Origin of the sequence: Afipia sp. OHSU_II-C1 (assembly GCF_000497575.1) — a bacterium.
In the GTDB taxonomy this organism is placed as follows: Bacteria; Pseudomonadota; Alphaproteobacteria; order Rhizobiales; family Xanthobacteraceae; genus Afipia.
Map to the genome: position 1 here is coordinate 146644 of NZ_APJI01000016.1, position 26153 is coordinate 172796.

The window sequence follows — 26153 nt, forward strand, 5'->3', positions numbered from 1 at the left end:
TTACGATGTGAGATTGGGGTTGCGCCAGATCTGGCAGCCGTCCCGGGTCAGGATCGACGGGACGATGTATTCGCCGGATGTCATGCCTTCGCAGACCCAGCCCTTGAAGATTCCGATCAAACGCCTTTCGATGTCGAGCGAATGGGTGCCGATGACGACGCGTTTGACCTTCGCAAGCGCGACATCCCTTCCGGCCTCGAACACGTCGGCTTCCGCGCCCTGCACATCGCAGTGAATAAGATCGACGCGGTCGAACGGCGCCAGGATGGTCTTGAGACTGAAGGCAGGGACCTTCAGCATCTTGACGTCTTTTTTCGCGGCATTGAAGTCCGCGGCAAGGCCGTAGTTGATGTTGGGATCGACCGACAGGTCGGGAAACTCCGCGAAGCCGTCGAACGGGCCGACGACGCCATAGGTGATCGTGGTGGCTTTCTCGTCGATTCCATGCGCTGCAAAGTTGTCGCGGATGAAGGCGATCTTGCCCTTGTCGCCTTCGACCGCGACGACGGAAATGTCGGTGATCCCCATTTTCTTAGCGGCAACATATCCGGCAGCGCACCACGGCGCCCATCCGGCGCCGAGTTCGACGATGGAGTAGGAGCCACGTGCATCGAGCACGGATTGCAGTGTGCCCATCCACTCGATGGTGCGGCCCTGAATGTTCGCCGGAATCGGGTAACCTTCGACAAAGCCGGATCGGCCGCCGAGCATGTCGATCACGTTGACGGCCACGACGCCGCCCATGAAATTTGTCGTGAAGCCTTCGCGTGGCTTGCGGTCCGGGTCCTCGAATTTCGCGAACATGGCGATCGCTTCGGCCTTCGAGCAGCCTTCGGGCTCTTCTTCACCGCTCTTCGGATTCTTCTGTCTGAATTCATCGGACGAGACCAGGCCGCTGATGAGTTGCGACAGCGGCACGCCGCTCCTGAGCAGGTTCAAATGGTGCGCACGGCCATCGGCATCGGCCTCCCGGCCGAGCAGGCCGCGGTAAAGCTCATCGACGACGTTGCGATATTTGATGAGGTTCAGAACAGAACCCAAACCCATTGTCTGTCTCCAGAAGGTGTCCGTGGTTTCGGCAGCCGCATGTGCCGAGACCGCAGTTTCTTGTGAGGTGTTCTAGTTGCCGGACCCGTCCAGCTTCTCGATCCGGAATTCTATCATGGCGATTCCGAGCTTGCGAGGGTCGCCGCCGACACCGGTTTCGTGAGGCGAGGCCGGTTGAGGGACCGCGATGGTGATGGTGTCGCTTGCGCCGGGATTGCCGAATTTGAGTTCGATGTTGCGGGGAATGTCGGTGAGTAAGAAATCCCTGGCCTGGTCGCCGACGCGCATCGTGAATGGCTTGCCGACATTCGGGCCGAACGCTTTCGCGCGCAGGTGAACGCGCAGGGATTCCGGCAAGTTCTTTCTGAACTTCAATGTCACGAGGGCGCCCTCGGACCATGCCCCCCAGTGTTCCGGGACAGAGATGCCTGTTGCGCTGGCGAGTCCGGGAAACTGAATGGGTTTGGTGAAATCCAGATCGAGTTCAAGTTCGGGACGGACCGCGCTCCTGAAGATCGAGTACCCGTCCGCATGTATTTCCGTCACACCGGCAGGAGCGCCGGTATTGGGTTCGAATACGATAGCGATCTTCTGTGAGTTGCGGATGGATGAGAGATCTGGAGGCGATGCCGGGTTTGTTCCCACCGTTTTCGGCAGCGGGCTGTCGATATGGAACAGGACCTTGGTGAGGTAGCCTGTATCAGGTCCATACAGAATGATGTTCGAACGCTCCGACGGGGGAAAGAGCTGATGGGCAACAATACCCGCCCGGTCGTAGACATCCGGCTTCTCAAACCGCTGGGCGAACTCATTCACCGCGTACAGATTGAGGACGATCATCACTGGAGCAAAGGCGAGCAGGAATATCCTGCTGCCTGCGCGCTGATTGAAAGCCCATACGACGGTGGCCAGCAGGCCAAAAACGGCAAGGAGATAGAAGCGTGACGGCAGATCGGACGCCGCCGTGGCTTCCGGGGCGTCCACCCATGTCGGGATCGCTCCTGAAATGCGGGTGGCAATGGCGTAGGCCGTGAGAGCGGCAATGGCGACGGCGATCGTCACGCCGATGTTAAGTCTGCGGCGTGAATGATCGGCAATTCCCGCACCGGCCAGAATGAGCAGAAGCGGCAGTGCAAAGTTGTAGTAACGCATGTGAACGCGCGCGAGGGACTCCGAAGGCCCCAAGCCCGCGATGGCTGCGGTGAAAATCGCCGACAGCCCGACCATCGATCCGATGACGAGAAAAGTGAAGATGGCGATGCGCCGGGAGCCGTCACCGTCGTCTTTCTCACTGAGGGCTTTCGCCGCGACATAAAACATGGCGCAGATGGCCGTTCCGAACAGAATGGAAAGGATCATCAGGTGGCCGCTGAGGCTTGTCGCCGACTTCAAGGCCAACTCGACATATCTTTCGGGGCCGTTGGCGTGCGTGACGATTGAGCCATAAAAGCCGCCGAACAGTGTCAGGCCGGCCTTTCCCGCGAAGATGGAGCTGATCGCCAGTTTCGCAAGCAGTGAAACACCAACGAAGATCGCGGACCGCATCGCCCACAGCCTTAGCCATGCGGCATACGTCGCCTGCCGGGACATGTATCCGAGATACACGATCAGCGCGGGGTACATGAAGATCGGATGCGGTTTGACGAGAGCCAGAAACCCGAACAGAACAGCGGGAACGATCAGGTCCACGGACTTGTGTGCTGCGTCGAGCCGCAGCACGCTCCACGCAAATAGCCAGAAGACGAAAAAGAACATCGCCTCCGGCATGAAGTAGGCCGTGTAGGAATTCATCGGATCGATCGCGACGAGAAGGGCGATCCAGACCGCCAGCGCCGGCGTCGCGACTTTCCGCGCAATGAGATAGATGAATGGGATTGCGGAGAAGAAAAACGCGACATTCATCAGCCGGGCGCAGGACAGAAACCCGTCGCCGCAGAAATTCGTCAGCCGGTAGAGCGAAAGATACAGGAACGAGGGAATGGCCGCGCGAGGCAGGGGCTCGAGACGGGACATCCTGCTGTACGTCCACTCATCCCCGAATACGGTGGGGTACAGCGCGTGAATCCGGAAGAAGACCACAAGAGCGACCAGAAGGGTCCCCGCAGCTAAAATGACGGGCGGCTTCCGCAAGACAGTCGAAATGGTCATGAGTGCTTTTCTGCAGTGGGAAAGATGCGAATTCACCGGCCGGTCTGCTACATGCCACATCTCCCGGGCATCCGCCAGACGCGCCCGGATTGCAGCAAATACCGCTACAGAACGCCGCCTTTTTCGATCACGACAACGCAGTTCGCCCAGGTGATTCCGTCGCCGCCATAGGCGCGCCACGCCAGCGAGCGAGGTGCCGGGCGCCAGCTTTCGTCCGGGTTGCGGACGAGATAGCGGACCTTGCCGAATTTGTCCGCGCCGCCCGCGAATACGAATTCATCGAGGATCGGGTTGTAGCCGGCAGGAAATGTGACGAGATAACGCGCGCATTCCCGGAACAGCTTTTCCAGTCCCTGCATCGGCGTCGCGGTTTCGTTCATGCCGTAGCGCTGTTCGCCGATGTGCTCGACCGTCGAAATGCTGAGAACGTTTCGGCCGGTAAGATCCACCTCGAGCAGAGATGCCTGTTGTGTGACGTGAGGTGACTGATCCGCGGGATCGATGACGTGCTTGACCCGTCCCGGCCAATAATAAGGTGTAACGGCACCGACCTCGACAGCGTCCGTCACCCTGTCCAGCCAGAAGTCCGCCAGCGCCAGCTCGATCGTGCGCTCGGTTTTCCGCTTGCCGGGAAAACCGCAATTATGCGCGTGATGGAAGTAGGGGAACGACCGCAGCGATAATCCGATCCGGAAACGCTCACCCCCGGAGGGGATGATCTTCCGTCCGATGAAACTCGATGTGCGGTCCGCCAGGGCTCTGAGCATGCGATGGTCGTATCACGTTGTGGCCGCCGCGCGCCGGCCACTCCGGCAATAACCCCAGGAAATATCGATCTGACCAGCCGGCCTTCGCGGGCCGCGAACCCATAGAGCCAAGCCCATGCGCTGGCCTGCCATCGGAATCCTGCTGACGCTTTCCTGCGTCTTCGTCTGGTTCATCTGCCTCTGAAAACGGAGAACATCCATGACCTTCCTGACCATTGTCGGGCTCGCGGTCCTGTACGCCTTCGGCGTGCTTACCGGTTTGTGTGTGCCGAAAATCATTGCATGGGCGAATGTCCTGAAGACGAGGATCTGAGTCATGCTGTCGTCATACGACGCATCGCTCACGCGTCTTCTGAAAGACGAGGGCGGTTATACCGATCATCCTTCCGATCCCGGCGGACCGACCAACTTCGGCATCACGCTCATTGATGCGCGGCGCTACTGGAAGGGCAACGCCACGGCCGATGACGTGCGGACGATGCCGCAGAGTGTTGCGCGGAAGATCTATCGCGAGCGCTACTGGAATGCGATGCGCTGCGACGAGCTTCCCGCCGGCGTCGATTATGCGGTGTTCGATTACGGCGTGAACTCCGGCATCGGCCGTGCCGGCAAGGTGCTGCGCCGCGTGCTCGAGATGCCGGACACCGCAAGCACGATCACGAATGAGGTCATCGCTGCGGCTGCCGGATGCAATGCGAGTGATCTTGTTGCCGCGATTTGCACGGAACGGCTGGCGTTTTTGCAAGGGCTGAAAATCTTTCCGGTGTTCGGACGCGGCTGGACGGCGCGCGTCAACGGGGTGCGCGCGGCCGCAACCGCCATGGCGCAGGGACGTGCCTTGGTCACGATGACGTCTTCTGAGACCTCAGCAGGGAAAGCCGTTGTGCCGGTGAAGAACCCTGCCGGTCCCGCGTCAGCCGGCGCGGTGATCGCGGCAGGCACCGCGGCCGCAGCGGTTACGTCACGCTTCGAGGTGGCGGCACTTGTTATCGCGGCCGCGCTCGCGGCGTCAGTCGCGGTGTTTCTGATCTGGCGCTGGCGTCACCGCCGGCAGCAAGAGGCGGCGGTCACGGGACACTCGGAAAGGACATCCAATGGATTGGGGTGACATCGCCAAACAGGTGATCGGGCTTGGCGCGCCGATTCTCGGAACCGCGCTTGGCGGGCCGCTCGGCGGCGCGGCGGGACGCATCCTGGCGGAAGCCGTCGGTGCGTCGGACGCAACGCCCGAGGCCGTCGGCAAGGCGCTACCGACCTGCGGTGCGGAGCGGATCGCGCAGGCCGAGAATACGTGGGCCGAAGCTGTCCGCGCCGAAGCAGAAGCCGCCCGCGGTTCGGTCGCCGAGACACAGGCGACAATCCGGGCGGAACTCTCCAGTCAGGATTTATTCCAGCGGCTTTGGCGCCCCCTTTACGCGCTGGAGTTAACACTGGAGTGCGCCGCACTCTGGGTGGTCCTTGTCCACGAATTCTGGACCGGCGATATGACGGCGATCAACGCCCTGATCGGCGCGACCGGCCTTCTGGTCAGCTATTGGGGGTTCCGATTCGGCGTGTTAGGCGTTTACGTCAGCGGCCGAACCCGGGAAAAACTCTGTCTCGCGACCGGTCAGGAGACCCCCGGCGCGTTTGACAAGCTGGTCAAGGCGGTCGCGAAGAAGAAATGAGTATGGAGAAAAAGTAATCTCCGGCCCGGCTTCCGTTCATGGAGCATTCACCGCCGCGGCGTTCATGTTAGGTTATTGCAAGCCTGTCACTGGAGACGACGTTGCGCCTTCTTGTTGTTGAAGACGATCCCGATCTCAACCGCCAGCTCACGACGGCCTTGTCGGACGCAGGCTATGTCGTTGACCGCGCATTCGATGGCGAGGAGGGGCACTTCCTCGGCGACAGCGAGCCCTACGACGCCGTGGTGCTCGACATCGGACTCCCCAAAATGGACGGCATTTCGGTGCTGGAGGCCTGGCGGCGCAACAAGCGCACCATGCCGGTGCTGATCCTCACCGCACGCGACCGCTGGAGCGACAAGGTGCAGGGCTTCGATGCCGGCGCGGACGACTATGTCGCCAAGCCGTTTCATCTCGAAGAGGTCCTCGCGCGCATCCGCGCGCTGCTGCGCCGGAGCGCGGGCCATGCCCAGTCCGAACTGACCTGCGGGCCGGTGATGCTGGATACGCGCACCAACCGCGTCAGCGTCAACGGAAATCCGATCAAGATGACGTCGCATGAGTATCGCCTGCTGGCGTATCTGATGCATCATTCCGGCCGCGTGGTGTCGCGCACTGAACTGGTCGAGCATCTCTACGATCAGGACTTCGATCGCGACTCGAATACGATCGAAGTGTTCGTCGGCCGCATCCGCAAGAAGCTCGACGTCGATATTATTCAGACCGTGCGAGGCCTTGGCTATCTGCTGGCGCCGCCGGTGGCGGATACAAAGGCTTCCGCAACCGACGCGCGGTAAAGTGTGATAGGCTCAGGCGGAGCGGAATCGCCCACCGTCATTGCAAGCGAAGCAATCCAAGGCAGTGCGAAGAGCTGGATTGCTTCGTCGCAAGCGCTCCTCGCAATGACGCGGTCGAACACGTCACTGGGCAAGCGCCATACTTGGGATGAGTTTTTTTGAATCGTCACGCGAAATCCCTCGCAACACGACTGTTCCTGTCGGCGACGGCGTGGGTGGTGCTGATCCTTGTCATCACCGGGATCGTGCTGTCGACGGTCTACAAGCGTTCGACCGAGCGCGCCTTCGACCGCCGGCTCAATTTCTATCTCCGCACCCTGATCGCCGAAGCCGCGCAGCCTGACGATCCGAGCGACAAGAGCGACAAGTCCGAACGATCCGTGCAGTCACTCGGCGAGCCGCTGTTCGAACTGCCGTTGTCCGGCTGGTACTGGCGCATGGCGCGAACCGATGGCGACAAGCCGGAGGTGCGCGCGTCGCGGTCGCTGTGGGATGCGTCGCTGCCCAAGCTCGAAGACAAAGGTATCGAACTGGATCAGTCCGGCGTGCGGCTCGGCTATGTCATCGGACCGGAAAACCAGCATCTGCGCATGGTGGAGCGGCCGGTCGATCTCGGCACCGAGGGAAAATTCCTCGCGACGGTGGCGGGCGACGCCACCGAGATCGAGGAAGAGACCTGGGCGTTCAATACTTATCTGGCGGTGACGTTCGCGGCGCTCACTGTCGGACTGTTGCTGACCACGATCTTTCAGGTGCGTTACGGCCTCGCGCCGCTCAAGCGCATTTCCAATTCGCTGGCGGCCATTCGCTCGGGTCAGGCCGACCGGCTGGAGGGAGAGTTTCCCGAGGAGATCGCGCCGCTCGCGCGCGAAACCAATGCGCTGCTCGACGCCAACCGCGCCATCGTCGAACGCTCGCGCACCCATGTCGGCAATCTTGCCCATGCGATCAAGACGCCGCTGTCGGTGATCGTCAATGAAGCGGGCGCCAACCGGGACGATCCGCTGGCGATCAAGGTTCTGGAGCAGGCCGACATCATGCGCGATCAGGTCGCGCATCATCTGGAGCGCGCGCGCATCGCCGCCCGTGTCACCACCATCGGCACCGTGACTGAGGTTGCGCCGGTGATTGAAGCGTTGGCGCGGACGATGGAAAAGATTCATCGTGACCGTGACATTCTCATCGATGCCGAAGTCAATGCCGGTGCGAAATTCCGCGGCGAGAAGCAGGATCTCGAGGAGATGGTCGGCAATCTCGTCGACAACGCCTGCAAGTGGGCGGCGCAGAAGGTCTTCATTGAGGTGCTGCTGGAACTGACTCCCGGCGGCGCACTCGATCCGACGCTGCGCATCATCGTCGATGACGACGGCCCGGGATTGTCACCGGCGGAACGGACGCAGGTGGCGCGCCGCGGCAAGCGGCTGGATGAGACCAAGCCGGGTTCCGGCCTCGGCCTGTCCATCGTCACCGATCTGGCCGCGCTTTACGGTGGCAGCCTCACGCTCAGCGCGGCCCCGATCGGCGGCCTGCGGGCGGAACTGGTGCTGCCGGGAATCTGAAACCCGCCGCTCTCTCGCCCCATTCGTCCGTTCAAAGCGCCCGCCGGACGATTTGTGTCCGCAGCGAATTTGGGGACGACAATATGCATCATCCGAAAGCAGCCATTCTGTTCGCGGCCGCGCTGACGCTCGGCGGCTGTGCCGCCGACAGCGGACCGAAGGAAAATTCCGGAACCGTCATTGGCGCATTGAGCGGTGCGCTGATCGGTTCGGCTATTGGCGGCGGCACGGGTGAGCGCGTTGGGGCCGCAATGGCTGGCGCGGCAATCGGCGGTCTCATCGGCAACCGGATCGGTGCATCGATGGACGATCAGGATCGGCAATACGCCTACGAGGCGGAGATGACCGCCCTCGATCGGGGTGCGCCGGGCGCGCCTGTGGACTGGCGTAATCCTGACACCGGCCGTTACGGCAACATCGTGCCGGGTCCGGCCTATACCAAGCGCGGGACTCGCTGCCGGGCCTTTACCCACACCGTCTATATCAACGGTCAGCCGACCGCCGAGCGTGGCACAGCCTGCCGCAATCCGGACGGCACCTGGACGGCAGTGGGCTGACAGCACTTCCGATCACGTAAACGAGTCCGCTTCATCGCCGCCCGGTTCGTCATCCGACGAGCCGGGCGGCTTTTTGATTCATGAACTCAAGCGGCCGCGCGTGCCATCAGTCGGTCAATCGATGATGCAATCTCCGGCGCGTGGGTTTCCAGCGCGAAGTGGCCAGTATCGAGAAGCTCGACGACGGCATTGGGATTGTCGCGGCGATAGGCTTCGGCGCCCGGCGGAATGAAGAACGGATCGTTCTTGCCCCAGATGGCGAGCATCGGAGGCTTCGCCGACCGGAAGTAATCCTGAAACGCCGGATACAGTTTCACGTTCGAGGCGTAATCGAGAAACAGGTCGAGCTGGATGGTGTCGTTACCCGGCCGCTCCAGCAGCGCCTGGTCAAGCATGTAGGACTCCGGCGCAATCGTCTCCGGATTACTGACACCGGTGACGTATTGCATGCGCGTTCCGTCCAGCGTGAGAAAGCCGCGCAGCACATCGCGATTTTCGGGTGTCGGGTCTTGCCAGTAACGCTGGATTGGATTCCACGCATCGCTCAGGCCTTCCTCGTAGGCATTGCCGTTCTGCGAGACGATGGCTGAGACACGCTCTGGATGGGCGAGAGCCAGCCGGAAGCCGACCGGCGCGCCGTAATCGAAAACGTAGATGGCGTAACGCTTCAGACCGAGTGCGTCGACGAAGGCAAGCGCCGTCTTTGCAAGTGAATCGAAGCTGTAGCGATAGTTGCGTTCTGAGGGGACGCTTGTGAAGCCGAAGCCGGGCAGATCGGGTGCAATGACACGATACTTGCTGGCGAGTTGGGGAATCAGCGTCCGGAACATATGGGAGGAGGTCGGGAAGCCGTGAAGCAGGAGAATGACGGGCGCGTCCGGCTGCCCGGCCTCCCGATAGAAGACTTTGACGCCGTCGGCGTCGATGGTCCGGATTGAGGTGGCGGGTACGGATAAGGGGGACATCGCAGGCACTCCGGGGTTGAAACCGTTAAAGCTGTCTTTGCTGGTTACAAACTGGGCTGTAACTTGTCAAATGCTATTTTGATGGTTACGTTCATGGCTGCGAGAGACAATGATGACCCAACAGATTTTCGATCCGTCCGAGCCTGTCCTGCCCCATGTGGCGGCGGATCATCCGGTGCTCGACATGCTGAACACCCTGGCGCAGATCGACGGGAAAGCCGTGGATTCGTGGGCCTCGGATGCCGATGTGCGGGACTGGCTGGTGCGGACGGGGGGGTACGGCGAAGGCGAACTTCCGCCCGCCATGCCGGGTCTGCTGACATCCGCGCGCCGCCTGCGCGAGACGGTGCGCGCGCTGGTGGTGGATCGTAAAGGCGGCGGTGCGATCGATCCGTCGCCGCTTAACGACCTTCTCGCAAAGTCGCCCGGTCATTCGGAACTTGTCTGCGACGAGCCGGGCTTGCGGCTGACGCGCCGGCGGACGCTGAAGACGCCCGATCAGGTGCTCGGGCCTGTCGCGGAAGCAGCCGCCGAACTGCTCGCCACCGGCGACTTCAACCTGATCCGCAAGTGCGAGGACAGGACCTGCGTGATGTGGTTCTACGACCGCACCAAGTCCCACCGGCGCCGGTGGTGCAGCATGGCGCTGTGCGGCAACCGGAACAAGGTCGCTGCGTTTCGCCAGCGCAGGCAGGGCTGAGCCGCACGCTCCGGCCGGTCTCCTCAACGCCAAATTAACGACGCCCCGGCTATGACACCCGGTGGACACCCGCCGGTGTCACCGAAGGTGAGCGTTTGGGCGCATGAGCCAATCGTCGATCGAGCGATTGAGAGAGTATCTCGGGCAGCTGCCGCCGAAGGCGCAGGCGCTGCTGATGCGCGAGTTCGAGCGTGCGATCGAGCGCGGCGAGGACGTTGCAGTGGCGGGCTTCGTGCTCGAACAACTGCGCATGATCGTGCGCGCGCCGAGCGAGGACATGACCCCGCGCACCAGCGACCCGATGCGGCTGGTGTTCCGTCCGCTCGAGCCGTTTCTGGTCGAAAACATTCCCCATGTCAGGCCCGGCCAGATCAGGCGCTCGTCGCTGGGCCCGATCTGGATCTGGCTCGGCCGCGAGGGCGCTCCCGATGCGGTTCGCGCGTTCGAGGCGGCGCTGGCGCAGGCGACTGCCACACCCGAAATCAATGCCGCTGTCCGTGCCGTGCAGGCTGCAGCTTCAGACGCGATCGCCAATGTTACCGGCGCGCTGTCCAGCGGCGAGCGACAGCGCACACTCGGACGCCTCGGCGCGCCGAGTGTAGTCGAGGATATCGTGCCGATCGGCGCCGTGCTCAGCGCCAACGATGCACTGGAAAAGCTCAACAACAAGCTGACCGGACATATCCGGGTGTTCGCGGATTCCCATATCACTTCGACAATGGCTGCGCTCAACGTTCCGTCGCTGCAAACTCCGCAGGTGCTGCCGTTCGCGATCTCGCTGGTGATGCAGCGGCTCGCGTCGCCTTGGCAGATCGTCCGCCTCGGCATCGCGGTGGCCGCATCTGACGACGAGATCCGCGTGGCCGGCACGCCGTTCGGCGTCACCGTGACGATGGCGATCCACGATCTGTCGCGCGTGGCCGCCGAGCTGCGCAACGACATCAAGCGCGGCCAGTTTCAGGACACATCCAACCATCTCAAGACGCTGCATGACGGCGTTCGCGGTCTGCGCACCGAACTCGACATCCGCTCAGATTCGGCGTGGGGCAAGCAGCTCGCCGCGATCCGCTCAGAAATTTCCAATTCGCTGCAATCGGAAATCGACAGCGTGCCGGGCCGCGTGCGCCGGCTGCTACGGCAGGGGCCGGACAAGGACGTTACCACCGCGAACCGGATCGATCCGGTGGACGTCGAGGAGACAGCGGCGCTGATCGATTTCGTCGCCGTGTGCCGCAACTACGCCAGCGAGCTTGCGATCAACGAAGTGTCGCTGCGCGCGCATACCGAATTGCAGCACTATGTCGAGAAGGCCACCGAGACGCTGGTGGAATCGCTGCGCACCCACGACCAGAGGGTCCGCGCTTTCCGCCTGATGCAGATGAAGGCCGCAATCCGGTTCTGCGAGGTGATGTTCGGACCGGATTACGCCTCGCTGATGAGCAAGGCGGCCGAGATGGCGCGGCCGGTGGAGCGCAAGGCGGCCGAGCCCGCAAAACCTGCCAAGCAGCCACGCGCCGGTTGATCTGGCGCAAGGGTCTCAAGACCCCCGCGCGCTATTGCCTCCACCTGACGCTGCGATTCTCAAAAGGCCGCAAGATGGCCTCGAATCCCATTGAATCCGTGACGGAAATGTCAATTGCGCCCATCGGCCAGCCATGGTGTAACCCGGCACGGAATAGCCGCTTGTAACGGTTCTACTTTGCCGGGAACCCTTTGAAATGACGCTCTGGTTCGTGTTCGCGCTGATGACTGCCGCAGCGGTATTTGCCGTGCTGTGGCCGCTCGGGCGCAGCAATGCCTCGGCGCGTGAGGGCAGCGAAGCGGTCGTCTACAAGGATCAGCTCGCCGAGGTCCAGCGCGATGCCGCCGCTGGTATGATCGGAGAAAAAGAGGCGGAAGCGGCGCGCATCGAAATCAGCCGCCGTCTGCTCGCGGCGTCGGACGCCGCAGCGGTTGCTCCATCGACGTCGAGCCTTTCGCTCCGCCGGGCGGTCGCCGTGATCGCGCTCATCGGCCTGCCGCTGTTCGCCGCGGGACTTTACGCGAAATTCGGCTCGCCATCGCTCGGCGACTTTCCGCTCGCGGAGCGCAGCCGCGCGGCTGTCGCGACCGCGTCGATGGACAAGCTGGTGGCGCAGGTCGAAACCCATCTCGAGAAAAATCCGACCGACGGTCGCGGCTGGGACGTGCTCGCGCCGGTGCTGGCGCGGATCGGCCGTTATGACGACGCGGTGAGGGCCTGGCGCAATTCCATCACCTACAACGGCGAGAGCGCATCGCGCCGCGCCGATCTCGGCGAAGCAATGGCCGCCGCAAGCGGCGGCGTCGTGACTGCGGAAGCCAAGGCCGAGTTCGACCGCGCCATCGCGCTCGATCCGAATGAGGTGAAGGCGCGCTATTTCACCGGCCTCGCTGCCGAGCAGGATGGCCGCAAGGACGATGCCGTCAACATCTGGCGCACAATGCTGGCGTCGGCGCCGGCCGATGCGCCGTGGCGTCCGCTGGTGCAGGGCGCGCTGGTGCGCGTCGGCGTTGTCGCGCCCAAACTGTCCGACGACACGATCGCGGCTGCCAAGGACATGACCGAAGGCGATCGCAACATCATGATCCGCAGCATGGTGGATCGTCTCGCGACGCGGCTGAAGGATAACGGCAACGATGTCGAGGGCTGGTTGCGGCTGGTGCGGGCCTATATGGTCCTCGGTGAACGCGACAAGGCGCAGGCAGCGCTGATCGATGCGCGGGGCGCGGTTGGCAACGATGCCGCGCGGCTGCAGCTTCTGAATGACGGCCTCAAGAGCCTTGGATTGGACGGGTAAATGCGAGTTGCATCAGCCACGTCATTGCGAGCGAAGCGAAGCAAGCCATCTTTTGGAACAGAAAGAATGGATTGCTTCGTCGCGAGTGCTCCTCGCAATGACGGAGCTCTTTTCACCTCTCCCCGACGGGGAGAGGTCGGATTGCGAAGCAATCCGGGTGAGGGGGATCGGATTTCACTTCGAGCATCTAGCGCCCCTCACCCCAACCCTCTCCCCATTTGGGAGAGGGAGCAGAGCGCGAGGACGGCAAGCATTCAGATACAAACGGAAATGATACTATGACGCGCAAGCAGCGGCGATTGACATTGATCGGGTGTGCGCTGGCGGTGCTGGCGATTGCGGCCGCACTTGTTCTGAACGGGCTGCGCGACTCTATCCTGTTCTTCTCCACGCCGACCATGGCCGCCGAAAAGCACATTCAGCCCGGCCAGCGCTTCCGCCTCGGCGGCATGGTGCGCGAGGGATCGCTGGTGCGCGGCGAGCAGCTTAAAGTGAAGTTTGATGTGACCGATGGAAATGCAACCCTGCCGGTGACTTATCAGGGGATTCTTCCAGATCTGTTCCGCGAGGGGCAGGGCATCATTTCAGAGGGCGCGCTCGACGCGCAGGGCGTGTTCAAGGCCGACACGGTCCTTGCCAAGCATGACGAAACCTACATGCCCAAGGCCGTCGCGGACGAACTGAAAAAGACCGGCCACTGGAAGGACGACTACGACAAGAAGCCGTCCGCACAAAACGTGCAGGGGAGCGCGAAGTGATCGCCGAGGCGGGACATTACGCGCTGGTGCTGGCGCTGGTTCTGGCGCTGATCCAGTCGGTGGTGCCAGTGATCGGCGCGCGTCTGCGTGATCCTGCGCTGATGAATGTCGCGCGCTCCACGGCGCTGACGCAGTTCGCATTCGCCGCGCTGTCGTTCGCGGCACTGACATGGCTGCATGTCACGTCGGATTTTTCGGTCGCAAACGTCTATGAGAATTCCCATTCGCTGAAGCCGATGATCTACAAGATCACCGGCGTATGGGGAAATCACGAAGGCTCGATGCTGCTGTGGGTGCTGATCCTGGCGTTGTTCGGCGCGATGGTGGCGGCATTCGGTAATAACCTGCCGCGCACGTTGCGTGCGCTCGTTCTGGCGGCGCAGGCGTGGATCGGCGCGGCGTTCTATCTGTTCATTCTCGCGACCTCGAACCCGTTCGCGCGGATTGCCAATCCGCCGATCGAGGGCCGTGACCTCAATCCGATCCTGCAGGACATCGGCCTCGCGATCCATCCGCCGATGCTCTACCTCGGCTACGTCGGGTTCTCGATTTCGTTTTCCTTTGCGGTGGCCGCGCTGATCGAAGGCCGCATCGATGCTGCATGGGCACGGTGGGTGCGGCCATGGACGCTGATGGCATGGATTTTTCTCACGCTCGGCATCGCGATGGGGTCGTACTGGGCCTATTACGAACTCGGTTGGGGCGGCTGGTGGTTCTGGGACCCGGTGGAGAATGCCTCGCTGATGCCGTGGCTCGCGGGCACTGCGCTGCTTCATTCGGCGGTGGTGATGGAGAAACGCGACGCGCTGAAGGTCTGGACCATTCTTCTGGCGATCCTGACATTCTCGCTCTCGCTGCTCGGCACCTTCCTGGTGCGCTCCGGTGTGCTGACTTCGGTGCATACCTTCGCCAGCGATCCCGCGCGCGGCGTGTTCATCCTGATGATCCTGTGCCTGTTCATCGGCGGCAGCCTCAGCCTGTATGCGTGGCGGGCGGCGGCGTTGAAGCAGGGCGGCTTGTTCGCGCCGATTTCGCGCGAAGGCGCGCTGGTGCTGAACAACCTGCTGCTCACAACAGCCTGCGCGACGGTGTTCGTCGGCACACTGTATCCCCTAGCGCTTGAGGTTCTCACCGGCGACAAGATCTCGGTCGGTGCGCCGTTCTTCAATCTGACATTTGCGCCGCTGTTCCTGCCGCTCTTGCTCGCGGTGCCGTTCGGGCCGCTGCTGGCGTGGAAGCGCGGCGACATCGTCGGTGCGGCGCAGCGCCTGACTGCGGCGGGCATTGTCGCGCTGGTGACCATGGCCGTGCTGTGGGCCTGGACCAAGGGCGGCGGCGCGTTCGCGCCGCTGATGATCGGCGTCGCGGCGTTCGTGGTGCTCGGCTCGCTCACAGACATTGTCGAGCGCACGCAACTGTTCCGCGCGCCGTTCGCGATCTCATTGAGCCGCGCACGAGGATTGCCGCGCTCGACCTGGGGGTCGGCCTTTGCGCACGCCGGGCTTGGGATCGCGCTGATCGGAATCGTCTGCGAGACGACGTGGAACAGCGAGAGCATCGCCTCGATGCAGCCGAAGGATGTCGTCACTGTCGGCGGTTATCAGGTGCGGCTCGATGATGTGACGCAGCAGCAGGGGCCGAATTACCGCGAGGCAATTTCGCACTTCACGGTCATGCAGGACGGCAAGACCATCGGCATCCTGTCGCCGTCGAAGCGCAATTTCGCGACGCGCGGCATGTCAACCACGGAAGCCGCGCTGCTGACACGCGGTGTGAGCCAGATTTATGTCTCGCTCGGCGATGCTCACGCCGACGGGTCGGTGGCGGTCCGTATCTATCACAAGCCAATGGTGCTGCTGATCTGGTTCGGGCCGGTGCTGATGGCGTTCGGCGGATTCCTGTCGCTGACCGACCGCCGGCTGCGTGTCGGTGCGCCGAAGCCGGCAAAGGCAAACAAGACTTCCGGCGCGTTGCAGGCTGCGGAGTAGGGATGTTGCGCGCGAACGCAAAGATATTTGCGATGTCGTCCGCGCATTTGGCGGGACGACATCGCGCATGGAGCGAACGTCTGCGGATGTTTCTTCACCTCTCCCCGATGGGGAGAGGTCGGCGCGCAGCGCCGGGTGAGGGGGATCGGATTTCAACTCTGACATCCAGCGCCCCTCACCCCAACCCTCTCCCCGTGGGGGAGAGGGGGCGCATCCTCCGTGTTTCGCGCGCATTGGCTTCCAGCGTAGCGATTCTGTTGATTGTTGGTGCCGTTCTCCTGCCCTCCGTCGCCTTAGCCGTGCAGCCTGACGAGATCATGGCCGATCCTGCGCAGGAGGCGCGGGCGCGCAACCTGTCGCGCGAACTGCGCTGCATGGTCTGCCAAAATCAGTCGATCGACGATTCCGACGCGCCGCTGGCGCGCGATCTGCGCCTGCTGGTGCGCGAGCGCATCGCTGCCGGCAACACCGATCAGCAGGTAATGGACTTCCTCGTCGCGCGCTACGGCGAGTTCGTGCTGCTCAAGCCGCGCGTCGAAAGCCGGACTCTTTTGCTGTGGCTGATTCCCCCGCTGGTGCTGGCCGGGGGCGGGCTGGCGCTCTGGTTCGGTAACCGCCGCCGCAACAGGGCTGCCGCAGCCGAGGAGGGTGCGTCATTCCAACTCACCCCCGAGGAAGAGGCGCGGCTGGAGAAGCTCATCGCGGGCGAGGAACCGCCGAAAACGTCCGTTTAGCGGGCTTTTCGCGCGCCGGTTCCGATCTCGATCCGGCGCAGGCATCAAGGGCCGCTGAGGCCCTGTTTTCATTACAAAACATTAATTCCCCCGTCAGAGCGCGGTAAGGCTGCGCCCCCCATCTTCCAGAGCACAGGTGCACACATGCACCGCGAGATTCGCACCCCGTTTTCGCGCCCTTCTGGAGATTGTTCATGACCGACCGCCCCACCGATCTTTCCAAACTTCCATCCTACGTCGCTCCCCGCCGTTCCATTTTCTCCGCGCGCAAGTTCGCGCTGATGGCTTCGGTCGTCGCGGGCCTCGGCGTCGCCGCTTATGGTCTCAGCCCGTCGAATAACTTCGACCTGCTGACCACGACCGCGCATGCGCAGGTCAACAAGGAAGTTCGTCAGGTTCAGCAGCCGATCGGCTTTGCCGACATCGTCGAGCGCGTGAAGCCCTCGGTGGTTTCGGTGCGCGTCAAGATCGCGGAGAAGGTGACCACGGGCGAAAACGCGAGCCCGGAAGACAATCCGTTCCCGCCGAACTCGCCGATGGAGCGCTTCTTCCGCCGCTTCGGCGGTCCGGATGGATTCCCCGGTGGCCGTGGCGGCCGCGGTGGTCGTGGCGGTGGTCAGATGACCGGGCAGGGCTCGGGCTTCTTCATCTCCGCTGATGGTTTCGCCGTGACCAATAATCACGTGGTCGATGGTGCCGACAAGGTCGAAGTCACCACAGACGACGGCAAGGTTCACACCGCTAAGGTGATCGGCACCGATCCGCGCACCGATCTCGCGCTGATCAAGGTCGATGGCGTCAGCAACATGCCGTTCGCTAAATTGTCTGACGGTCAGCCGCGGATCGGCGACTGGGTGCTTGCGGTCGGCAATCCGTTCGGCCTCGGCGGCACCGTGACCGCCGGCATCGTTTCAGCCCGCGGCCGTGACATCGGCAACGGTCCGTATGACGATTTCATCCAGATCGACGCGCCCGTGAACAAGGGCAACTCTGGTGGTCCGACCTTCAACACCGAAGGCGATGTTGTCGGCGTGAACACTGCGATCTATTCGCCGTCGGGCGGTAGCGTCGGCATTGCCTTCGCGATCCCGGCTTCGACCGTGAAGAGTGTCGTGCAGCAGCTCAAGGACAAGGGCACGGTCAGCCGCGGCTGGATCGGTGTTCAGATCCAGCAGGTGACGCCTGAGATCGCCGAAAGCCTCGGTCTGAAGAAGACCGAAGGCGCGCTGGTTGCGGAGCCGCAGGCCAACGGTCCGGCTGCGAAGGCGGGCGTTGAATCCGGTGACGTGATCACGCGGGTCAACGACCAGCCGGTGAAGGATGCGCGCGAACTCGCCCGCACCATCGGCAGCATGGCGCCGGGTCAGACGGTCAAGCTGGTCGTGGTTCACAAGGGCCAGGACAAGATCCTCAGCATGACGCTCGGCGAATTGCCGAACGCCAGGGCTGCAAGTGCCGATACCGATCAGAAGGACAGCGGCAAGTCGGGCCGTGGCAACGTCACCGTGCCGAACCTCGGTTTGACGCTGGCTCCCGCGAACAGCGTGGCCGGCGCGGGCAAGGAAGGCGTGGTCGTGACCGACGTCGATCCGAACAGCCCGTCGGCTGAGCGCGGCTTCAAGGAAGGCGACGTCATTCTCGAAGTCGCCGGCAAGCTGGTTTCGAACCCGGCTGAAGTCCGCGAGGCGATCAACACCGCGCGCAGCGAGAACAAGAACAGCGTTCTGGTTCGCGTGAAGTCCGGAGACTCGTCGCGCTTCGTCGCGATGCCGGTCGCCAAGGGTTGAGGCATGATCCCGAAAAGTGGGCACCGGTTTTCGGATCAGATCATGCCCACTTCGATAGTTTAACATCCGCGCAAGCGGGTGAGAAATGGGGAGTTGTCGCCGGCAAAGTAGCCCCCGCCGACGGCTCCTTCCCGGGGGCGGGCCACAAGCCCGTCCCTTGAAATCAAGGCATGATGCGATTTTCAGCATCATGCAGGGATGCTTTCGATGGAAAACGCCCCCCTCCGTCGAAAGCGGCGCGATCGCACTCCAGTCGGTCGTGCAATGCGGGCGGCGAAGTCCCCCAGCTTCGCCGCCCGTTCTCTTTCTCTTGTCGGGGCTGGCGGCCGCGGGCACGTCATCCGCTGCCTTGCATGAGGACGATCGTCGCGCCATGGTGACACAAAGCTCCGCTGCTCAGACCCAGACCGAATCACAGATGCGACTGCTCATCGTTGAAGACGACCGCGAGTCGGCGGACTATCTCGTGAAGGCATTTCGCGAGGTCGGCCATATCGCGGACCATGCGGGTGACGGCGAGGAAGGCCTCGCGCTGGCAGAGTCCGGCGATTACGACGTACTCGTGATCGATCGCATGCTGCCCAAGCGCGACGGGCTGTCGATCATCGGTACCCTGCGCGGCAAGGGCAATCATACCCCGGCGCTGATCCTTTCGGCGCTCGGCCAGGTCGACGACCGCATCAAGGGACTTCGCGCCGGCGGCGACGACTATCTGCCGAAGCCCTATTCATTTGCCGAACTGCTGGCGCGCGTCGAAGTGCTGTCGCGCCGCCACGGCGGTCCATCCGAAGAAACGACCTATCGCGTCGGCGATCTCGAACTCGACCGGCTCTCGCACCAGGTCAAGCGCGGCACCACCGAGATCACTTTGCAGCCGCGCGAATTTCGGCTGCTCGAATACTTGATGAAACATGCGGGGCAGGTCGTGACCCGCACCATGCTGCTCGAAAACGTGTGGGACTATCACTTCGATCCGCAGACCAACGTGATCGATGTGCATATTTCGCGGCTGCGCTCCAAGATTGACAAGGGACAGGATCGTCCGCTGCTGCACACCATTCGTGGTGCCGGATACATGATCCGTGACGGCATTCGGTAAACTGATACGAACGACCGCGTTCCGGCTGACGCTGGTCTACCTGTTCCTGTTTGCGCTGTTCGCCGCGTCGTTGCTGGGCTACTTCGCCTGGAACACGCGGCGCATGATCACCGAGCAGATCACCGACACCGTCAATTCCGAATTGGGTGAACTGACCGACCAGTATACGCGCGGCGGCTTGCGCGGACTCGTCGCCGCAGTCGAAGGACGCGCACTGCGCCCAGGCGCCAATCTGTATCTCGTCACCACGCCCCAGGGACAGGGCGTTGCCGGCAATGTCGCCTCGCTTGAGCCGGGCGTGATGGATCATCCCGGCTGGGCCGAGACATTTTACAAGCGGCTTGAAGAGACCGACACCAAGAGCCACTTCGCGCTGGTGAAAGTGTCCCAGCTTTCCGGCGGCTTCCGGATTCTGGTGGGACGCGATCTCGAAGAGCGGCGGCGGCTGTTCGCCATCGTCGCCAAGGCAGCGCAATGGTCGGTGCTGATCGTGGTCGTGCTCGGCCTCAGCGGCGGCGTGTTCGTCGCTCGCCGCGTGCTGCGCCGGATCGACGCCATGACCGGCACCACGCAGCGGATCATGGCGGGCGATCTGTCCGAACGATTGCCGGTGGGGCGAAGCGGCGACGAGATCGACCGGCTCGCGGAAAATCTCAATGCGATGCTGGAGCGCATCGAGGCGCTGATGGTCGGACTCAAGGAGGTGTCCGACAATATCGCCCATGATCTCAAGACGCCGCTGACGCGGCTGCGCAACCGCGCCGAGGATGCGCTGGCGAAAGCTGGCAACGAGAGTGAGTACCGCGCGGCGCTGGAGCGGACCATCGATGAGTCCGACGGCCTGATCAGGACCTTCAATGCACTCCTGATGATCGCACGTGCCGAGTCCGGCCAGGCGCGCGACAACATGACCGATTTCGACGCTGCCGAAGTCGCCCACGGTATCCACGAACTTTACGAACCGCTAGCCGAGGACAAAGGCCTGGCCCTGGAGGTCGCAGCCGATCCCGCCACGATTCATGGCAACCGCGAACTGATCAGCCAGGCGCTGGCCAATCTGGTCGAGAACGCCATCAAGTATGGCCAGCCGGCTGCCACGGCGACTTCCGTGGATGCTGCTGCGGGCTCAAAACCCCCGGATATTCTGATCGAAGCGCGGCGGGACGGGGACAATGTTCTTCTCAGTGTCACAGACCACGGGCCTGGCATTCCAGAGGCCGACCGTCAGCGTGCGGTCGAACGCTTTGTCCGCCTCGAGGCCAGCCGGACCCAGCCCGGATCGGGGCTCGGTTTGAGTCTGGCATCCGCAGTCGCGACGTTGCATGGTGGCGACCTGCGACTCGCCGACAGCCAGCCGGGGCTGCGCGTGACGCTTGTGATCCCGAGCCGGGGCGTGGAACAGAAGACTGTATGAGTTCACCTGAGATGGGCCGCGCCGACCGGCCCACCCTGGCGGCCCGTTTTGTGGCCGGACCGAAACTGTTTGCATCGCAGGACGCCGAGCGGCGGCTGGCCGACTGGCTGGGCGACGTGCCGCCTGACGTCGCGACCGCGCTCAGGAAGGTGCCCGGTTCCTTCCCGCATGCCAAAGCGATCCTTGAAGGCATCGCGGAAGCCTCGCCCTATCTGTTCGACCTGATGCGCGCCGATGCGGGCCGCGTTGTGCGGCTCCTTCAATGCGATCCCGACGATCATCTCGCGGCGCTGATCGACAAGGCGGTGGCCGATGTCGCCGCCGCTGCGACCGAAGCCGATGTGATGACGGTGCTTCGCCGGATGAAATCCGAAGCCGCATTGATGATCGCGCTGTGCGACATCGGCGGCGTCTGGCCGGTGATGCGGGTGACGCGGGCCCTGACCGACGTTGCGGTGACCTCCGTTCAGTGCGCCATCCGTTTTCTGCTGAAACAGGAGGCGGCGCGCGGACGCCTGCTGCCCCCTGATGCCGAACATCCTGAAGTCGGCAGCGGCCTTGTCGTGCTTGCCATGGGCAAGATGGGGGCGCATGAGCTGAACTACTCCAGCGACATCGACCTGATCGTGTTCTACGAACTGGAAGCACCGACCCTCGCAGAGGACATCGAGCCGTCACCGTTTTTCGTCAAGGTTGCGCAGGGGCTGTCGCGCCTGCTGCAACAGCGCACCGCCGACGGTTACGTGTTCCGCGTCGATCTGCGGCTGCGGCCCGATCCGGCGTCCACGCCGGTGGCGATCTCGACAGCGGCGGCGCTGCACTATTACGAGCGCGAGGGCCGCACCTGGGAGCGCGCCGCGATGATCAAGGCGCTGCCTTGCGCGGGCGACCAGAAGGCCGGCAACGCTTTGCTGGCGGAGATTGCTCCGTTCGTCTGGCGCAAGCATCTGGATTTCGCCGCGCTCGCCGATGTTCACGACATGAAGCGGCAGATGCAGACGTTCCGCGGTCAGAACGAGATTTCGGTCGAAGGCCACAATGTCAAGGTTGGCCGCGGCGGCATTCGCGAGATCGAGTTTTTTGCCCAGACCCAGCAATTGATCGCGGGCGGACGGCATCCCGAATTGCGCGTGCGTCCGACGCTGGAGGCGCTGAACATTCTCGCCGCCAGCAATTGGATCACGAACGAGGCGCGCGACGAACTGACCTCTGCCTATGAATTCCTGCGGCGGGTCGAGCATCGGCTGCAAATGATCGCCGACGAACAGACCCATGCGCTGCCGACCGAGGCAGAGGCCGTCGAGCGTTTCGCGCGGTTCTTCGGATACGACGACCGCGCCGCGTTTGCGAAGGATCTGCTGGCGCATCTCAACTGCGTGCAGAACCACTACAGCCGGTTGTTCGAGGGAGACCCGACCGGCACGGAGAAGCTGCCGGACATCGATTACGGCAAGGGGCCTGACGATAATCGGCTGCTGGAACATCTTCTCACGCTGGGTTTCAAGAAGCCGAAGATGGTGGCGGAGACCGTCCAGCGCTGGCTGAGCGGCGAGTACCGCGTGTTCAAGGTTGAGGCGACGCGGCAGGCCTTCAACGAGTTCGTTCCTGACCTGATGCGCGGGCTGTCGCGCGCCGAGGAGCCCGATGACGCGGTGATGGCGTTCGACCGCTTCCTGCAGGCCTTGCAGCGGGGCGGGCGGCTGATCTCGCTGCTCAGCCAGAACAAGGATCTGGTGGCGCTGGTGGCGCTCGTGCTGGGCGCCGCGCCGCGCCTGAGTGACATGCTCGCTCGGCAGCCGCAGATCATGGACGGCCTGATCGATCCGCGCTTCTTCGGTGCGATGCCCGATCAGCGTGAACTGTCCTCGCGCCTCGCGACGACATTGTCCGACGCGAATTCATATGAGGAGTTTCTGGATCGCCTGCGGCTGTTCGGACAGGAAAGCCTGTTCCTGATCGGCACACGAATCCTGTCCGGCACAGTCTCGGCGCAGCACGCCAGTGTTGCCTTCGCCGATGTGGCCGAGGGCATCGCGCATACGGTGCACGGGCTGGTCATGGACCAGTTCGCGGAACAGCACGGCCGGATCAAGGATCAGGAAACCGCCATTGTTGCGATGGGCAAGCTCGGCAGCCGCGAGATGACGGCATCTTCCGATCTCGACCTGATCCTGATCTATGACTTCGATCACGACGCACCGGACTCGGACGGCGCGCGATCGCTGCACGGCTCGCAGTATTTCGCGCGGCTGACCCAGCGTCTCATCAGCGCTTTCACCACGCGCACCAATTACGGCGTGCTCTACGAGGTCGATATGCGGCTGCGGCCGTCGGGCCGCGCGGGGCCTCTGGCGTCGCGGATCGATTCATTCGCCGAGTATCAGGAGCACGAGGCCTGGACCTGGGAGCATATGGCGCTGACGCGGGCGCGCGTCATTTCAGCATCGCCGGCGTTTCAGGCCAAGATCGAAGCCGTCATTCGTGAGGTACTGACGCGCAAGCGCGAAACCGGCATCATTGCCAACGACGTTCTCGAAATGCGGCGCGCCATCGCCGAGGAAAAAGGCGAGAGCGACATCTGGGATATCAAGAATGCAGCCGGTGGCATGGTCGATATCGAGTTCGTCGCGCAGTATCTTCAACTGATCTACGCAGCGGAAAAGCCGGAGATTCTGAACGTCAGCACAGTGCAGGTGCTGGACAATGCTGCGCGGCTCGGAGTGTTGCCGCAGTCCGATGCCGATGTCCTGCGGGCGGCCTCGCGGCTGTATCATGATCTCACGCAGATCATCCGTCTCTGCGTGATCGGGAAGTTCAAACCAGAGACAGCTGGGGAGGATCTCCTGCGGGTGCTGACACGGGCTGGGGACGCGCCGGATTTTTCGGCGCTTGAGGCGCGGGTGCGCGAGACGCAGAACGAAGTCCGCGACGTTTTCCTGAGGCTGCTTGAGGGATCGCCTCGGCAATAATGCTTGGCGCGGGCTGTTCGCCGTGTCCGGAGGGGAGCGTCACGCAGACGATGGTTCCTGCGCCGAGGCGCGAGCGGAGCTTCATCGAGCCGCCGTGCAGGTTGGCCAGTGACTTTGCGATGGCAAGCCCGAGGCCGGAGCCGTGATAGCTCTTGGTGAGCTGGCTTTCGACCTGCTCGAACGGCCTGCCGAGTTTTGCCAGCGATTGCGGCGCGATGCCGATCCCGCTGTCGGCGATGGTGAGGACGATCGAGCCATTGCGCGTCCGGCTGCGCACCGTGATCTTGCCGTGGTCCGGGGTGAACTTCACGGCATTTGACAGCAGGTTGACCGCAATCTGCTTCATGGCGCGGCGGTCGGCGACGATGGGGATCGCGCCGCGGATGTCCGCATTCACCGTCAGGTTCTTGTTTTCGGCCCGACCGGAGACGACGCGCAGGGATTCGGTCAGGGTCTGCGCCAGATCGAGCGGCTCGTAGTCGAGCTTCATGCGTCCGGCTTCGATCTTCGACATGTCGAGGATGTCGTTGATGACGTCCAGCAGGTAATTTCCGCTGGTCATGATGTCGTTGCAGTATTCCTGATACTTCTCCGAGCCGAGCGCGCCGAACATGCCGCTGCCCATCACTTCCGAGAACCCGATAATTGCGTTCAGCGGGGTGCGCAGTTCGTGACTCATGTTGGCGAGGAATTTTGACTTGGTCTGGTTGGCTTCCTCGGCCCGCGTCTTTTCCTCGGCATATTTCTGCGCGAGTTCGGCCAGCAACTGGGCCTGCCGCTCGAGTTCGGCCTGCGAGCGCTTCAGATCGATCACGTTCGCGGTGAGGCGGAGGTCGTTGTCGATCAGCTTCTGCTCATGCAGCTTGATCTGGGTGATGTCGGTGCCGACCGAGACGTAGCCGCCGTCCTTGGTGCGGCGTTCGCTGATATTCAGCCAGCTTCCGTCTTCGAGTTGCGCTTCGAAGGTACGGGCGCCGGGGGCAAGGGCGTTCGGGAGCCGGGTGCGGATTTCCGGCATGCTGCCGACTTCGATCACGGTCTCGTAGGACGTGCCTTGCTTCACGGCGGAGTCGGGGAGCTTGTGCAGGCGCTTGAAGTGCGAATTGCAGAGCACGAGGCGGTTGTCGGCATCCCACAGCACGAAGGCTTCCGGAATTGTCTCGATGGCGTCGCGCAGCCGCAGATCGGCTTCGACGGTCTTTTCGGCAAGGCTCTTCTGCTCGGTGATGTCGACCGCGATGCCGATCAGGTGGCAGCTGTTGTCGTTCTGGCCCTGGCTGAGTTCGCAGCGAACCCGCAGCCAGATCCAGTGACCGTTGGCGTGGCGCATCCGGAACGTCTGGTCGATATGATCGAGTTTGCCGGAGACAAGCTGGTCGGCGATGTGGAAGAGGTCGATATCGTCGGTTTTGACCAGCGCATTGATTTCGCCGAATGTCAGCAGGTCGCTGCGGCTTTCGAGGCCAAGCAGTTCGAACATCGACTGCGACCAGAAGATCCGCCCGCGTGACAGATCCCAGTCCCACAGGCCGCAACGGCCGCGATTGAGTGCGGTGTCGATCCGCGAGCGCACGGCATCGTTGATGAGGTCGCCCTCACGGGCGCGTGTCGACTGCCAGTGGAAAGCGAAGCCGAGGATCAGGACGACGAAGCCGGTGGTGGCGGACAGCGTGATCTGCAATGCGGCATCCGAACGCCAGGGAGATTCGACCTGTTCCTGAACCACGACGACCTGACCGGGCATCGATTTGACGGTGCGCTGGGCAGCGAGAGCTCGGGAGGTGTTCGGAAGATTGACTTCGACCACGCTGGTTTGCGTTCCCTGCAAGGTCAGCAATTGAGTCGCGCTCAGAACGTCGATCAGACGGCTGGCGTCGTCGTTCGGCACATCGATGGAGACCCGCGCAATGATGCGCTGGTCGGGGCTGGTCACGATAATATGGCGGCCGGCGGCTGTACCCCATGAGGGCACCAAGCCGGGCAACAGGCTCTGAAGCCGCTCGGCCGACGCCGCACGATCCTGACGCGTCAGGACAATGCGGTCGAGACGTTCCGCCAGCACATCTGCCAGCGCTGAGAGATCGCGTTTGACCGATGCGCGCTTTTGCCGGGTCTGGTCGAGGACCTGGACGAAGGCGCCGATGCAGATGGTGACGAGGAAGGCGATGATCAGGGTGGGAACGGCGCGCCGCAGCGTCGGCTCCGCGATCAGCAGCCGGTGATATGCCGGCTTCGCGATCGACTGTGCCAATCCCTTGATAGAATCGGATTGGACACACGTGGTCGCTGCGTGCGAACGCGCCATTCCTTGCCCCTCGAACTTTTTTGTCTGCACCCCGTTCGGGAGGTTTTCCCCAACCCTCCGAATCAATGTGATT

Annotated in this window: 19 protein-coding genes and 1 pseudogene; 15 read left to right on the top strand and 5 right to left on the bottom strand. The window is 62.9% G+C overall.

All coding sequences use genetic code 11. From position 1 onward, the window contains the following. The 3 genes from I554_RS0118655 to I554_RS0118665 form a co-directional block, all read right to left on the bottom strand. Complete coding sequence (locus tag I554_RS0118655; RefSeq protein ID WP_024574034.1) at positions 1-1047, bottom strand: DUF4214 domain-containing protein; 1047 nt, start codon at positions 1045-1047, stop codon at positions 1-3. Positions 1048-1119: 72 nt separating this feature from the next. Further along, positions 1120-3060 (bottom strand): glycosyltransferase family 39 protein, encoded by a 1941-nt coding sequence (locus tag I554_RS0118660; protein WP_024574035.1) that lies wholly within the window; start codon positions 3058-3060, stop codon positions 1120-1122. Between the two features lie 239 nt (positions 3061-3299). Then, complete coding sequence (locus tag I554_RS0118665) at positions 3300-3962, bottom strand: hypothetical protein (protein WP_024574036.1); 663 nt, start codon at positions 3960-3962, stop codon at positions 3300-3302. 316 nt (positions 3963-4278) lie between these two features. Between I554_RS0118665 and I554_RS0118675 the strand changes: the two genes are divergently transcribed. The 5 genes from I554_RS0118675 (at position 4279) to I554_RS0118695 (ending at position 8542) form a co-directional block, all read left to right on the top strand. Beyond that, positions 4279-5070: a glycosyl hydrolase 108 family protein gene (locus tag I554_RS0118675; protein ID WP_024574038.1), complete on the top strand. Its 792-nt coding sequence runs from the start codon at positions 4279-4281 to the stop codon at positions 5068-5070. After that, positions 5057-5629, top strand: coding sequence for a 3TM-type holin (locus tag I554_RS0118680; protein ID WP_024574039.1), 573 nt, complete (start codon positions 5057-5059; stop codon positions 5627-5629). Before I554_RS0118675 ends, I554_RS0118680 begins: the two co-directional genes overlap by 14 nt. Before the next feature lie 101 nt (positions 5630-5730). Continuing rightward, on the top strand, positions 5731-6426 hold the full coding sequence (locus I554_RS0118685) for a response regulator transcription factor (protein ID WP_024574040.1): 696 nt from the start codon (positions 5731-5733) through the stop codon (positions 6424-6426). A 158-nt stretch (positions 6427-6584) separates the two neighbouring features. Further along, positions 6585-7985 (top strand): sensor histidine kinase, encoded by a 1401-nt coding sequence (locus I554_RS0118690; protein WP_024574041.1) that lies wholly within the window; start codon positions 6585-6587, stop codon positions 7983-7985. Between the two features lie 83 nt (positions 7986-8068). Further along, positions 8069-8542, top strand: coding sequence for an RT0821/Lpp0805 family surface protein (locus tag I554_RS0118695; RefSeq protein ID WP_024574042.1), 474 nt, complete (start codon positions 8069-8071; stop codon positions 8540-8542). A gap of 86 nt (positions 8543-8628) precedes the next feature. On the opposite strand, the gene I554_RS0118700 is transcribed toward I554_RS0118695, so the two are convergent. Beyond that, complete coding sequence (locus I554_RS0118700; protein ID WP_029659619.1) at positions 8629-9507, bottom strand: alpha/beta hydrolase; 879 nt, start codon at positions 9505-9507, stop codon at positions 8629-8631. Positions 9508-9619: 112 nt separating this feature from the next. On the opposite strand from I554_RS0118700, the gene I554_RS0118705 reads away from it, so the two are divergent. The 10 genes and pseudogenes from I554_RS0118705 to I554_RS26495 all read left to right on the top strand — a co-directional run. Beyond that, positions 9620-10207: an ABATE domain-containing protein gene (locus I554_RS0118705; protein ID WP_024574044.1), complete on the top strand. Its 588-nt coding sequence runs from the start codon at positions 9620-9622 to the stop codon at positions 10205-10207. A 103-nt stretch (positions 10208-10310) separates the two neighbouring features. Continuing rightward, on the top strand, positions 10311-11729 hold the full coding sequence (locus tag I554_RS0118710; protein WP_024574045.1) for a hypothetical protein: 1419 nt from the start codon (positions 10311-10313) through the stop codon (positions 11727-11729). A gap of 196 nt (positions 11730-11925) precedes the next feature. Continuing rightward, positions 11926-13026, top strand: coding sequence for a c-type cytochrome biogenesis protein CcmI (gene ccmI, locus I554_RS0118715; protein WP_024574046.1), 1101 nt, complete (start codon positions 11926-11928; stop codon positions 13024-13026). A gap of 278 nt (positions 13027-13304) precedes the next feature. Next, positions 13305-13784, top strand: coding sequence for a cytochrome c maturation protein CcmE (ccmE, locus tag I554_RS0118720; RefSeq protein ID WP_024574047.1), 480 nt, complete (start codon positions 13305-13307; stop codon positions 13782-13784). After that, a complete protein-coding gene (locus I554_RS0118725; RefSeq protein WP_024574048.1) occupies positions 13781-15772 on the top strand; it encodes a heme lyase CcmF/NrfE family subunit in 1992 nt (663 codons plus the stop codon). The genes ccmE and I554_RS0118725 overlap by 4 nt, the downstream gene beginning before the upstream one ends. A gap of 212 nt (positions 15773-15984) precedes the next feature. Next, entirely contained in the window at positions 15985-16506 is a 522-nt protein-coding gene (locus tag I554_RS0118730) for a cytochrome c-type biogenesis protein (protein WP_051373146.1), read from the top strand. A gap of 194 nt (positions 16507-16700) precedes the next feature. Further along, the gene (locus I554_RS0118735; protein WP_024574050.1) at positions 16701-18293 is read left to right on the top strand and encodes a Do family serine endopeptidase; all 1593 of its coding nucleotides are present in this window, start codon (positions 16701-16703) and stop codon (positions 18291-18293) included. 373 nt (positions 18294-18666) lie between these two features. Next, positions 18667-19392 carry a response regulator transcription factor gene (locus I554_RS0118740; RefSeq protein ID WP_024574051.1) on the top strand — a complete coding sequence of 242 codons (726 nt, stop codon included), beginning with the start codon at positions 18667-18669 and terminating at the stop codon, positions 19390-19392. After that, positions 19376-20806 (top strand): ATP-binding protein, encoded by a 1431-nt coding sequence (locus tag I554_RS0118745; RefSeq protein ID WP_024574052.1) that lies wholly within the window; start codon positions 19376-19378, stop codon positions 20804-20806. Before I554_RS0118740 ends, I554_RS0118745 begins: the two co-directional genes overlap by 17 nt. An 11-nt stretch (positions 20807-20817) precedes the next feature. Then, positions 20818-23700: pseudogene (locus I554_RS26495) on the top strand (bifunctional [glutamine synthetase] adenylyltransferase/[glutamine synthetase]-adenylyl-L-tyrosine phosphorylase); the annotation flags it as partial. On the opposite strand, the gene I554_RS0118755 reads toward I554_RS26495, so the two are convergent. After that, the gene (locus tag I554_RS0118755) at positions 23621-26080 is read right to left on the bottom strand and encodes a PAS domain-containing sensor histidine kinase (RefSeq protein WP_024574054.1); all 2460 of its coding nucleotides are present in this window, start codon (positions 26078-26080) and stop codon (positions 23621-23623) included. The pseudogene I554_RS26495 and the gene I554_RS0118755 overlap by 80 nt on opposite strands. Positions 26081-26153 lie beyond the last annotated feature (73 nt).